Here is a 13,349-nt window from a genome sequence, read left to right as displayed (position 1 = left end):
TGACAAGAGTAAATTAAGGGCATTCAATGGGTAAACGCGGATGATTGCCCCATTCTTTCCAAGAACCGTCATAAGCACGGATGTTAAAACCTAATAAATAACCGACTAGCCAAGTAAAACCGGATCTATGATGGGTTTGACAATGGGTAACAATTTCTTTGTCTGCCTGAATCCCCAAAGGGGCAAGTTCACATAAAATTTCAGCAAATCCACGGATTTGCAATGCCTGATCTTGATCCATTGCTCGAGTCCATTCATAGTTAACCGCGCCGGGAATATGGCCAGCACGTGCAGCATTAACTTTAAGTCCTTGATATTCTTCAGGGGAACGGGCATCCCAAATCACTAAATCAGGATCATTTAAACGTTGGCGTAACTCTTCTTGGGTCATAATAAGTTCGGGACGCAAAATTTGTGCTTGATAGTCAGAAATTTGCGGTTGGCGTGTTTGGGTTTCTGTGGGTAAATGAGCCGCTTTCCAAGCACAAGTACCGCCGTTGACGTAAGACCAGCGGGTGTGTCCAATGACTTCTAAAGTCCATAATAAACGGCCTGCCCAGCCACCCCCTTCATCATCGCACGCGATGACATGGGTGTCGCGTGTGAGTCCAAGTTGTGAGAAAAGTCTGGATAAGGCTTCCACACTGGGAAGTTTTTGCGGTGCGTCGCCTGTTCCTGCTAATAAAGCTTGTGGATCTAGATAAATCGCGTTGGGAATATGGCCTTGCGTATAAGATTCAGGGCGACAAGGGACATCAAGAATAAGTATTTGAGGATGATCTAAGTGCTCATAAAGTGTCTGTACAGAAATAAGATGCGGTAACATATTGGCTTCAGATGAATGCATAAGGTGCGTCCTCGATCAAATTAGGCAAGCTGCATTAAAGCATTTTAATTTAACATTGACGAATCATAGCGTTATTCACAATCCAGATCACAAGTCCGGTGAAAATACCGCCAATCACCAACATCATTAACCATTGTAGGATGGAAAAAGGGCCAGCGGGTTTTTGATACCAAGGACGTGCTTTAAAAGGGCGTTCTGGATGTAAGGCGTGGCGTGCTTCTCCTTGTTTGCTGGTTTCAAGGTCTAAGGCGGCTTCAATCAGGAGTTTGACATCAGGTGCCGCACGTTCCAATAAATACTCAGCGGCATCAAGCCAATTAGGATGACGTTTACCAGCTCTTAAAGTGCGCAGGGCAGAGGCAGAAGAGCTAAAGCTAGGCTTATAAGCCTTGGAAGAAGTTTTATCATTAGCAGTACGAGTAACCACGGGGCATATCCTTAGCAAAGCACTTGCGTTATAAACGCGCAATTAAATAGGCCAAAAGCTTGCTAGGCTAGCATACAGGATATTTATTTTAAGCGCCGAGCGTGTGCATATTCTGATTAATAAGCGAGGTCGGGGATGGCAAATCCACCTGATACTAAACAAATCACCCTCACAAAACTAGCACGTTTTAACCAAGCTTTTGAAAGCGGCGCTTGGACGCAAGTCAGGCGGATGTTGAATTCAGGCTTGCCGCCAGTTGATGTGGCCCACTTGTTGGAATCAACACCACCTAAAGAGCGTGAGTTGCTGTGGAGTTTGGTCGATGCGGAGCAACAAGGGGAAGTGCTCCAGTATTTAAGCTATGACGTGCAAACAGAATTTTTAACACGCATGGATGCGCAGGAACTGCTGGCAGCGACGGAAGGTCTGGATACAGACGATATTGCCGATATGTTGCAGCGCCTGCCAAATGCTGTGATTCATGAAGTCCTGCAATCGATGGATACGCAAGATAGGCACAGAGTGGAATCTGTGCTCTCGTATCCAGAAGATACCGCCGGCGGCTTGATGAATACAGATACTATCACCATACGTGCGGATATTACCTTGGATGTGGTCCTGCGTTATTTGCGCCGGCATGAGCGTATCCCAGATTCAACCGATGCCTTGTTGGTGGTCTCACGGCGCGATGAATTTATTGGGCGCTTACAATTAAATACACTGTTAGTGTCGGATCCAAATATTACTGTGCGCGAGGTGATGGAAACCGAATGTGTGGTGATTCCTGCAAGCCTACCAGAAAATGAAGTTGCCAATTTATTCCAAAAATTTGACTTGATTTCCGCACCCGTTGTCAGTGCAGAGGGGCGCTTACTTGGGCGTATCACGATTGACGACGTGGTTGATGTCATTCGTGAAAATGCGGACCATGCGGTGATGAGTATGGCCGGTTTGGAAGATGAAGAAGATACTTTCGCACCTGTAATGCGCACCACAAGGCGGCGCGCGGTCTGGCTTGGTGTCAATTTATTGACTGCTTTTTTAGCTTCAGCGGTAATTGGTTTGTTTGATGCGACCATTGAAAAGGTCGTCGCATTGGCAGTATTAATGCCTATTGTGGCGAGCATGGGAGGAATTGCAGGGAGTCAAGCACTCACCGTGGTGATTCGTGGGATGGCGTTAGGTCATGTTTCCAGTTCCAATGCGCAATGGCTGTTAAATCGCGAACTGATTGTAGGGGCTTTAAATGGCGTTTTATGGGCCTTTGTTGTGGCCTTAGTCGCTATGCTGTGGTTTGGTGATTGGGTGCTTGGTGTGGTGATAGGTGCGGCCATTATTATCAATCTGGTGGTTGCCGCCTTATCTGGTACTTTATTGCCTATGTTATTGAAAAAACTCAACATAGATCCAGCCCTTGCTGGCAGTGTGATTCTCACTACAGTGACAGATGTTGTCGGCTTTATGGCCTTTTTAGGGCTAGCAACCGTGTTTTATTTAAGCTAATACCTAGGTTTGGCTGGGGTAAGCAACACAGGCAAACATCCATTTTGGCATCAAAATATGCTATGTTTGCCGCAACTCATCTAGGGTGCTGCTCGGCATCCGGCCTGTTTTTTACCTTTGATTGATCTTAAGAGGGAAGCTTTCATGTCTGAGCCTTTATACCGCCTAGTTACACGTAGCGATTTTGATGGTCTTGTCTGCGCTGTTTTGCTAAAGCACCTCAACTTGATTAATGACATCTTGTTTGTGCACCCAAAAGATATGCAAGATGGCAAAATTGAAATTAGCAGCCGAGATATCACGACTAACTTGCCTTATGTGGCAGGTTGTCATTTAGCGTTTGATCACCATCTAAGTGAAACCTTGCGTAATGAAGAAGGTGTAAAAAATCACATTATTGATGCGGATGCGCCTTCAGCCGCACGTGTCGTATGGCAATACTATGGTGGTCACCAAGCCTTTCCTACAGCTTGGGATGAAATGATGGAAGCGGTCGATAAAGGGGATTCGGCCAACTTTAACCGTGAAGAAGTCCTGCATCCGACCGGTTGGGTTTTATTAAACTACCTAATGGATGCACGGACTGGTTTAGGTCGTTTCCGTGAATTCCGTATTTCTAACTATCAACTGATGATGGAGCTAATTGACTACTGTGCACACCATTCCATTGACGATATTTTGGCCTTGCCTGATGTCAAAGAAAGGGTAGAGCTTTATTTTGATCATGAAGAAAAAGCTAAAGCACAGTTACAAGCCTGTTCCAAAGTATATGGCAATCTTGTGGTCCTTGATTTACGAGATCAAAACACCATATGGGCTACTAACCGTTTTATGATTTATGCCTTATACCCACAATGCAATATCTCGATTCACCAAATGTGGGGCTTGCGTCAACAAAATACGGTTTTTGCCATTGGTAAATCGATTTTATCGCGTACCTCAAACACAAATGTGGGCGAACTTTGCTTAGGTTATGGTGGTGGTGGTCACTTTAACGCAGGGACATGCCAGGTAGACAATGACAAGGCAGATCAAGTGCTCGCTGAACTGATTGAACGTATTAACCAAGATGGTTAATCAATAAGTCATAAAGGTCATTAAAGAATTTGCATGGTATCTTGGATTCTCTGGTTAAAACGTTTGTTTAATCCACGCCATCCCTTAGGGTTTTTGATAGGAGCTATGGTGGGGCTGGCGGCTGTAGGAAGTTGTAGCCCACAGCTGCAAAAAAGCCAACTAGAACAAATCCAAGAAACAGGTGTATTGCGCGTGCTCATGCGTAATACATCTGTGACTTATTATGAAGGTCGCGATGGTCCGGCAGGCTTTGAATACGATCTGTTAAAAGCCTTTGCGCAGCAGCAAGGGCTTACTTTAGAAGTCATCACCAGCCCAAGTATTGAAGATATCGAAACCCGTTTGAGTAAAGGGCAAGCAGATTTAGCTGCTGCGGGAGTCGCCATTACGCCAAAACGTCTACATACTTTTGCACTAACACACCCTGTGATTAAAGTGCAGCCACAGGTTGTTTATCGACGTGGTGCTTCTGTTCCGAAAGATGTTGCTGATTTAGCTGGGCAAAATCTTGCAGTCGTTGCTGGAACAAAACACGCAGATTTATTAAGAAAATGGCAAGAAACTTATAAAAATCTTACATGGAAAGAAACCCGCGAGCTTGAAGCTAGCGACTTATTACAAAGAATCCAAGCCGGCGAACTAGATTATGCCATTATTAATATCCATGAATGGGTGGCCAATCGCTGGTTTTTCCCCCAAGTAGCGGCGGCTTTTACATTACAAGAGCCTATGTCCTTGGTCTGGATGAGCCTTCCCCATGCAGAAACGAGCCTCATTGATGCACTGAATACATTCTTGGCGCAACAGCGGCAAAATGGCCATTTAAATACCTTATATGAGCATTATTTTGGCCATGAACGCTATTTTGGTTATGTCGGCGCGCAATATTTTTTAAAACATGTGGAAGGGCGTTTGCCTGAATATCTTCATCTTTTCCAAGCGGCGGCACAAAAGTATGATTTTGATTGGTTGCTGTTGGCCGCGGTGGCTTATCAAGAATCGCACTGGCGTCCCGATGCAGTTTCACCCACCTTGGTGAAAGGACTCATGATGCTAACGCATGCAACAGCTCGGCAAATGGGGGTAGAAGATAGGCGTGATCCTAAACAAAGTATTTTTGGTGGTGCAGGTTATTTACGTCATTTAATTGAGCGCTTACCTGAACGTATTGCTGAACCAGACCGAACGTATATGGCACTGGCTGCTTATAATATAGGTTTGGGGCATTTGGAAGACGCGCGCATTCTCACCCAGTCCCAAGGTAAAAATCCAGATCTTTGGCAGGATGTTAGCGAGCACTTGCCTTTATTACAATACCGTCAGTGGTATTCACAAACGCGCTATGGTTACGCACGTGGTGGTGCACCTGTGATTTATGTGCGTAATATTCGTCGTTACCATGAGATTTTACAGTGGTATTATCGTACACAGGAAAATCTGTTGGATCAGCTACAGCAACGTAGTGTTGATATTCAGGCAGATCAAGCCTTTAGTATAGTGCCACCGATTTTATAAGCTCTGTGAGGATCTCAGGTGCAAATTAACGATAAACTCAAATCTTTACGTAATGAACGTAAAAGTGGACGTATAGGCCAGCGTCATGCAGAACATGCCGAAGATATAGAAGAAAGTGTTTCTTTTAGTGATCACCTGACGCAACAAGTCAATACACATCAGGCTGTGCCTTTGCGGGTTGAATTGGGGCGCATGCAAGAGGCTTTGAGTAAAGCGGGGGACGAGTTAGAACGTAACCCTACCTTGGGAAATCTAGAAGTATTTCGTGCCTTGCTGGCTTCGATTGTGAAAAAAGTCACCCAACAAGGCTTTGCGATTGATAATTTGGGACCAGGCTGGCAAGCGCAAGATAGACACCAAATTATCCGGACCTTGGATGAAGACGCAACGCACCTGCTGGATTTAGTCCTTCAAGAACAAAAAGATCGCGTTGCTATCACACGGCGCGTCGTGCAGATTAAAGGCTTGGTGGTAGATTTACTTTCTTAACTTGTCGTCAAAAGGAAAAACACGCTTGTTAATACGTTATGCACGCTATGATGATTTAGAATCCATTGTGGCTATTTACAACCAAAGTATTCCCGAAGGTTTGGCAACCGCAGATACTCAGCCTGTTAGTGTGGATGCACGTCGTGATTGGTTCCATCGTCACACTCCTGAGCGCCGCCCTCTGCTTGTCGCTCAAGAAGATTCTTATGCACCCTTAGCGGGCTGGATCAGTTTCGAAGATTTTTATGGGCGTCCTGCTTATGCCAAAACCACAGAGCTCAGTCTGTACATTGCATCCGAGGCAAGAGGCCAAGGCATAGGTCGCCAATTGTTAAAAGATGCCTTACAACGAGCCCCCTTATTAGGGGTGAGCAAACTAGTCGCTTATATTTTTAGTCACAACACACCAAGTTTAGGTCTTTTTACGAGCGAGGGTTTTAGGCTTTGGGGGCAGTTACCTCACGTTGCTCAGTTAGGTGAGCGTCAATGTGATCTGTCCATTTTAGGACGAGATGCCCCCTAGGAGACTAGGGTAATAAAAGCCTCGCCCGTATCTGCATATTGGGCGCGTATTTGTTGCATGCTTTCAAGATGATCAAGAAACAAAGCGACTAAATGAGGATCAAAATGGCGGCCTGCCTCATCTTTGAGAAGCTGCACGGCTTTTGCTTCAGGCCAGGCTTTTTTATAAGGACGCTCGGACATCAAAGCATCAAATACATCACAAATAGCACTGATTCTGCCCTCGAGTGGGATATCCTCGCCTGCGAGCTGATGTGGATAACCGGAGCCATCCCACTTTTCATGGTGTGTAATGGCAATGCGTGCAGCCATTTGTAGTAAGGGCGCTGGATGGTCTTTAAGAATATCATGACCAATTTGTGCATGTTGGCGCATGATCTTAAATTCATCTTCTGTCAGTCGTCCAGGTTTAAGCAAGATAGCATCAGGGATACCAATTTTACCCAAATCGTGTAACGGGCTAGCAAATAAAATCATTTCGCAAAAATCGTCATCACATTGTGCCAGCTTGGCTAGTTGCTGACACATTTTACTCATGCGAATGACATGCATCCCAGTTTCGTTGTCCCGATACTCACCGGCGCGTGCCAAGCGACGTACAATCTCCAATTGTGTCTCTTTAACCTCATGGGTTCGTTCAGTGACGAGACTTTCTAAATGCTGGCTATATAAGCGATTTTGGTTATAGTGTGCGCGTGCATTTAAATGATTACGGATGCGTAGTTCGACTTCCCAATGTGCGAAAGGCTTGGTGAGAAAATCACGTGCACCTGCAGACAAGGCCTGCTGGCGCGTTTGTTCGTCTGTTTGTGCTGTTAAGACAATCACAGGCGGCATGGCACCTGGATCTTGTTCATAATGAGCACTGAGCTGTTCTAGTACTTGAATGCCACTTAAATGCGGCATACGAATATCAAGTAAAATCAAATCGATAGAGGTTGTAGAGCGAATTAAAGGCATGACTTCGCGTGGATCGGATAAACTAGTAACAACATCATACCCAGCTTCGTAAAGTACATCTTCCAATAAAGCAAGGTTCGCGGGATTGTCATCCACAATGAGAATTGGCGCTTGGCTTAAATCGGGCGTAGGCATGAAAACATCCTGCAACAAGGAAGACAAAAGACCTTAGCTTAAAAAAGCTCTCTTAGGCTTGCAAGTCTTTCACTAAAATACTCGTTAAAGGGAGACACACTTGGATGCAAGTCCCCTGGTGCACTTCACTTTGCACTTGAATACGGCCCTGCATTGCACGGACCAAGCGCTGTGTAATACTTAAGCCAATGCCTGTCCCTTCAATTTGGGTATGTTCTTGACCTAAACGTTGAAAAGGCTCAAACATTTTATTGATCTGTGTTGGGGACATCCCTATTCCTGTATCTTGGACACGTATAATTAAATCTTGTGTATCAAGCTGTACCTGAATATGAACCTCACCATTAACTTGGTTATATTTGATGGCATTGGAAAGAAGGTTTAATAAGATTTGCTTCAACCTTACAGGATCTAAATAAAATAAGGGTATTTCTGACGCTGGAGTAAAATGTACCTTGACTTGGAAGCGAGCCTGTAACACCTGTGTTAATTCGATGACTTGAATAATGAGCTCAGATAAATGAACAGCCTCAGGTTTTAAGCTTAAGTGACCTGCTTCAATTTGAGCAAGATTAAGGACCTCATCAATAAGCGTTAGCAAATGTTGACCTGAATTTAAAATATATTCGACTTGTTTCAGTTGGCGTGAGCTTAAAGGTTCGCGTCGTGAGTCTTTTAAAAGTTGTGCAAAACCTAAAATAGCATTCATTGGTGTCCGCAATTCATGACTCATACTGGATAAAAACTCTGTTTTAGCACGGTTTGCTTGCTCAGCCGCATCACGCGCTACACGCAAAGATTCCGCATATCTTTGTTGGGCACTAATATCACGAATAAAAGCAAAAGAACCGTTAAACTCATCTGCATCATTAAGAATCGGAGTAGCGAGTACAGAGCAATAAATACAAGTATGGCCTACTTCAAGCTGTAATTGATAATGCCCATGCCCTTTATGTTGTACAGTCTCTAGCCATAAGTTAATTTCAGGTGGTATTTGATCGACATTTGGATATAGAGCTTGTGAGAGTTTAAGCCCTAACAAATATTTTTTCTCTTGATGAACAAGGTGGCAGAAGGCCGTATTGACCTCTTGAAGGATACCTTGTTTATCCAAGACAAGATACGCTTCGTCTGTATTCTCAAGAATATAAGCGAGCCCTTGAGCTGCTTGTTCTTTTGCTGCTTGCAAGGCAAACTCTAAAGAAATATCACGAATAATTAAGACGTATTCTATCCCTCTTTGCGTACGTAATTCAGTTAAGCTTAAATCAATAGGCAAATGCTGGTTTTCTGCAGTAATAGCATAAAGTTGACAGAATTCTATTTCAAATAGCTTGTTTTTGATAAAATCAAAGCTTACAGGGTGTTGTGAGCTGGTAATCAGCTGCTGAATATTAAGCTCTAGTAAAGTTTCCCGATAAGTGCTAAAGAGCTGGTATCCCATCGCATTACTGGATAAAATTTTGCCTTGCTGATTCGTAATAATAATAGCTTCTGAAATATTTAGAATAATAGAGCTAAGGTAATTTTTTTGTTCTTCTAACGCCAAAGTTCGCTCTTTTACTTGCTTTTCTAAGCTAGACTTAAATTGGTTAAGTGCTTTTTCTGTATGGCATCGCCTTTGATTTTCAATAATTAGTTTTTGGTTGACAGACTGGTAGTTTAAATTCAGTTTGTAAATTCGTGTCCATAAATAAAGGCCAAAAGCTAAGCAAATAAAAACCAAACTGATCCCTATGTAAGAGATTTTATTCATCCAAGTATGTGCTTCTGCTCGTGGGTGAAAATCAATAAATATTGCTTCGTTTTGAGTCTGCCCTAAAAGAATTTGATTATTCTGTATCGGTAAGTTTTTTAACTGTGCCTGATGTGGAAACCTTTTTACTTTGGCTTCTTGTAATAAAAAATTGCTTTTGATTAAAGGAAGGAAGTTCTGATCTAGCCTTTTAGCAAGGATTAATATCTTATCTTCATATATACCTGTAATTTCACTTTCAGAGTCAAATGCTAAATCAAGTGGTAAATCTGGTTGGAAAGTAAAACCAGCAGCAAGATAAAGTACTTGGTCGATTTCTACTAAACCAGCATAATATTTTTTATTGCTAATATAGAGGGGGTGTAAACTATGTTTTAATATTTGCTGTAACTCAGAACTATTTTGTAAAGCGCTTTGCCAACGTGTTTGTGTAGGTACATCTGACCAAAGATGATTCCAGATCAAATTTTCGCCCTGATAATAAAAATGCATCCATTGAGGCGACTTCTGCATCTGAGCAACAAGAACTAAATCCATAGCAAAATTTTTATGTAGATAGCTACCTATGTTAGCATCTGCCCAAGTTGGATCTGGTGTTATTAAAAGTTTTCTAATAGCTTCACTCCAGTAAGCTAAATCTTTCGCTTGGCGACCTAGTTGCTGCTTTTCATAGTTGTAAGCATTCCAGATCAGTGCTTGGGTGTAAAGGTGTTTATTAAGCGTCTGTTGCTTATCTGTGCTATAAATAAAAATTGCAGTTAGAGTAAGCAAGATGCCAATAAAGCTGACCAGCATCCATGCAGTATTTGGATGCCCAAGCATTCTAGATTTGCTAGTCATAAAAACCTATTTAGGTTAAAAGTTCATGGATGATGTTTTGTAAGCGTTGTAAATCGATAGGCTTAGTTAAGTAATCATGGAAGCCTAACTTTTGTGCTTTATGAATACTGGCTTCCATGACATCAGCACTTAAGGCAATTACAGGAATATGTCGGGTTTCTTCGTACATTTGTAAGGCACGAAATGCAGCAAATCCGTCCATCTCAGGTAGATTGAGATCCATCATAATTAACTTAGGTTGATGATGTTGTGCAAGTTGAATGCCTTCCTGTGCATGAGAAGCTGTTATTAATTGAATCTGCGGATATTCCTGTAATATTTCTTGCATTAAAGAAATATTTTGCGGATTATCTTCTATGTATAATAAGCTGACCTTATTTAATAAGGTGTTAGGGGTCAGTGTATTGGCTTGTGTTGTGTTTAATGCGGCCTCTTGAGGATTGCGTGCTTGTTGCTCTGCACAAGGTAAGTCAAACCAAAAATCAGCCCCTTGATTAGGCACGCTTGCTACACCAATTCGCCCACCCATAAGTTCTACTAGATGGCGCGTAATGCTTAAGCCGATTCCAGTCCCTTCAATGCCGCTGGTTTCTTTACCCAAGCGTTGAAAGGGTTGAAATAAAAGGGCTTGTTGCTCTTGAGTTAAACCTGGACCTGTATCTTTAACGTGAATACGCACCCAAGTTCCAGTGTCTTCAATAATATTATAATCAAGAAATACTTGGCCTTTTTCTTGGTTATATTTAATAGCGTTGGAAACCAAGTTGATTAAAATTTGCTTAATGCGTACATAATCCGCTTTAACAAAAATATTTTTATTGGCTTGAGGTTGTAGTGAAATTTTAATTTGACGTGCCTGTGCAAGAGGCTGAGTCAAGCTAAGAACTTCCTGTATATTTGCGTATAAGTCAATGTTTTCTAGTGATAAGCTTAAACGCCCTGTTTCTATCCGAGCTAAATCTAGAATTTCATTAATAAGCTCTAGTAAGTGTTTGCCTGCGCGAATAATTTGCTGTATTTGCTTACGTTGGCGTTCGCTCAAGGGTTCTCGGCGACTATTTTCCATTAATTGAGCAAAACCTAAAATTGCATTCATTGGCGTGCGCAATTCATGGCTCATACTTGATAAAAATTCACTCTTTGCTTGATTAGCCGATTCAGCAGCTTCTTGTGCAACTTTTAGTTCTGTAATATCTGTTTGTACACTGACCCAACCTAAATGATCAATCATACGATTGGCAACCTGAATCCAGCGTTTGCCTTCAATAGGATAAATAAAGCTGGACATAGGTTTTTTAGCCTCTGCTAAACGCCATTCAATCCAGTGTTCTTCCTGACCTAAGGCAGCAGTAAATTGGCCTTGCTGGACGCCAGTGCGGATAATATTTTCAAAAGAATTTCCTGTATACATAGCAGAAGCGGCGAAAGGGTAAATTTCTCGGTATCTTTGATTGCATAATACAAGAATATTATCTTGATTATATAATGCGAATCCATCGGGGATGTTTTCAATCGCGGTTTCTAGTTGCGTTTGTAGTGATTTGGCTTGCATTTGGGTGGTTTTAATTTGCGTAATATCTTGTACGACACCCACTAGAATGCCTATAGGATTTGCTTGCGTATCTTTTAGAGCATCTCCTCTTTGTAATATCCAGCGTGTTTGTGTTTGCCCTTGTTCATCTTGATAAGAAACACGATATTCAATATCCAGTGGTTCTCCCTCAAGACATAAAGCAAGTGCTTTTTGTACACTCGCATGATCTTTTGGATCAATAAGCTGAAAAATTTCGTCTGGCTGGGTAATGCATTCAGGCCATTGACCAACAACATTAAATAAGTTAAGCATTTGCTGGTTGCAGCATAAATAATTTTTTTCTAGATTCCATTCCCACACCCCAAGCTTAGCCAATGAATGTGTCAACTCAAGGCGTTGGTGGCTTTCTGCTAATTCTTGTTCTACTTTTTTGCGTCGACTAATATCATGGCCGACACCGACCAACCCAAGTAATTGGCCTTCAGAATCAATTAAAGGGGATTTGGTAAGTTGTAAGACATAATCTTGATCTGGCGTGCGCAAAGTCTTTTCATAGGTGAGGGTGCGGCGCTGTGTTAATACCTGCTGTTCTTTTTCTAAAGCATTCGTTAATATATAACTATGATGCCCTTCGGTAATGGATGTTCTTGTATTGGGATCCATACTGATTTGCATAATTTTTTGTGCTGCAGAATTAGCAAATAAGTAGTTGCCTTGGGTATCTTTAGCAAAAATAGGGTCGGAGGAAGATTCTAAAATGGTATTAAATAATACTTTTTGTTGCTCAAGTGCTTGCTTGATTTTATTAAACTCAGAAAGATCATGTAAAATACCGGTAAAAGTGCGTCGACCATCAGGAAAGATATTTTCTCCTACAGATAAACGTACTGGAAAAACACGACCATCTTTGTGGCAGGCTTCGACTTCTCGACCGATACCAATAATATGCCTTTTACTAGGATTTTTTAAATAACGCGCGAGATAAAAATCATGTTCATCAGCATATTTTTTTGGCATAAGCTCATTGATTTTAATACCAATAAGCTCTTGAATTGGATAGCCAAATAAATGTTCACAGGCAGGGTTAGCACCCAAAATATAGCCATGTTCGTCAAGCGTAATAATTGCATCAGCAGCACTCGTAAGTACGCTTTGTAATTGTGTCTGTGCATCTTCTAGTGTATGGACTTGTTCATGATGGCGTAACAGATCGAGTGCCCAAGCGGCCAAGTCCTGCAAATGGGCGAGATCATAAGTGTTAAAAGTACGAACTTGTGTATCTGCAATACACAAAGTTCCTAGGTTATGACCTTCCAAACATAAGGGGATGCCCGCATAAAAACGTAACCCTTGTTGAGTGACTAAATCCAGTTGTTGGAAGCGTGGATCTTGGGTTAAATCTTCTACAACAAGAGGCTGTTGCAGGCTGATGGTGTAACCGCAAATAGAATGTTCGCGTACGAAACTACACTGACCTAAGCCTAAGCTGGCTTTAGCCCACACTCGGTCGGCATCTACTAAGGTAAAAAAAGCAAAAGGGACTTGAAAACTATAAGCAGCAACGCGCACAACACGATTAAAGGCGTCTTCTTCTGGCGTATCAAGTAACGCAAGGGTACGTAAACGCGCAAGGCGTTGAGCTTCTACAGGCACTGAACACTCTCTTAACTAACAAGGTATAATAAAGGACAATCTCTAGGTGGTGTATTTTGGCAGGGAAATAGCCAAGCTTACAAGCAAGCTC

General features: G+C 42.3%; 10 protein-coding genes. 5 read left to right on the top strand and 5 right to left on the bottom strand.

Going from position 1 to position 13,349, the window contains the following annotated elements:
* Nucleotides 1-13: 13 nt before the first annotated feature.
* Both BMX05_RS02080 and BMX05_RS02075 read right to left on the bottom strand, forming a co-directional pair.
* The gene (locus tag BMX05_RS02080) at nt 14-847 is read right to left on the bottom strand and encodes a sulfurtransferase (RefSeq protein ID WP_093308284.1); all 834 of its coding nucleotides are present in this window, start codon (nt 845-847) and stop codon (nt 14-16) included.
* A gap of 49 nt (nt 848-896) precedes the next feature.
* On the bottom strand, nt 897-1,274 hold the full coding sequence (locus BMX05_RS02075) for a hypothetical protein (protein ID WP_093308283.1): 378 nt from the start codon (nt 1,272-1,274) through the stop codon (nt 897-899).
* Between the two features lie 135 nt (nt 1,275-1,409).
* Here BMX05_RS02075 and mgtE point away from each other — a divergent pair, with 135 nt between their 5' ends.
* The 5 genes from mgtE (at nt 1,410) to BMX05_RS02050 (ending at nt 6,381) form a co-directional block, all read left to right on the top strand.
* Nucleotides 1,410-2,777, top strand: a complete 1,368-nt coding sequence (mgtE, locus tag BMX05_RS02070; RefSeq protein WP_093308282.1) for a magnesium transporter — start codon at nt 1,410-1,412, stop codon at nt 2,775-2,777.
* A gap of 144 nt (nt 2,778-2,921) precedes the next feature.
* On the top strand, nt 2,922-3,854 hold the full coding sequence (locus tag BMX05_RS02065) for a DHH family phosphoesterase (RefSeq protein ID WP_093308281.1): 933 nt from the start codon (nt 2,922-2,924) through the stop codon (nt 3,852-3,854).
* 33 nt (nt 3,855-3,887) lie between these two features.
* On the top strand, nt 3,888-5,369 hold the full coding sequence (gene mltF / locus BMX05_RS02060; protein WP_093308280.1) for a membrane-bound lytic murein transglycosylase MltF: 1,482 nt from the start codon (nt 3,888-3,890) through the stop codon (nt 5,367-5,369).
* Nucleotides 5,370-5,387: 18 nt separating this feature from the next.
* A complete protein-coding gene (locus BMX05_RS02055) occupies nt 5,388-5,858 on the top strand; it encodes a DUF327 family protein (RefSeq protein WP_093308279.1) in 471 nt (156 codons plus the stop codon).
* Between the two features lie 25 nt (nt 5,859-5,883).
* Nucleotides 5,884-6,381 (top strand): GNAT family N-acetyltransferase, encoded by a 498-nt coding sequence (locus tag BMX05_RS02050; RefSeq protein ID WP_093308278.1) that lies wholly within the window; start codon nt 5,884-5,886, stop codon nt 6,379-6,381.
* Here the strand turns inward: BMX05_RS02050 and BMX05_RS02045 are convergent.
* The 3 genes from BMX05_RS02045 to BMX05_RS02035 are packed head-to-tail and all read right to left on the bottom strand — an operon-like array spanning nt 6,378 to nt 13,258.
* Nucleotides 6,378-7,475 carry an HD domain-containing phosphohydrolase gene (locus tag BMX05_RS02045; protein WP_093308277.1) on the bottom strand — a complete coding sequence of 366 codons (1,098 nt, stop codon included), beginning with the start codon at nt 7,473-7,475 and terminating at the stop codon, nt 6,378-6,380. The genes BMX05_RS02050 and BMX05_RS02045 overlap by 4 nt on opposite strands.
* 52 nt (nt 7,476-7,527) lie before the next feature.
* On the bottom strand, nt 7,528-10,071 hold the full coding sequence (locus tag BMX05_RS02040; protein WP_093308276.1) for an ATP-binding protein: 2,544 nt from the start codon (nt 10,069-10,071) through the stop codon (nt 7,528-7,530).
* A gap of 10 nt (nt 10,072-10,081) precedes the next feature.
* Entirely contained in the window at nt 10,082-13,258 is a 3,177-nt protein-coding gene (locus tag BMX05_RS02035) for a PAS domain S-box protein (RefSeq protein ID WP_093308275.1), read from the bottom strand.
* Between the last annotated feature and the right edge of the window lie 91 nt (nt 13,259-13,349).

Origin of the sequence: Allopseudospirillum japonicum (genome assembly GCF_900108915.1) — a bacterium.
Lineage (GTDB): Bacteria > Pseudomonadota > Gammaproteobacteria > Pseudomonadales > Halomonadaceae > Pseudospirillum > Pseudospirillum japonicum.
Note: the sequence above shows the minus strand (reverse complement) of the source record. Positions and strands in the feature narration are given on the sequence as shown.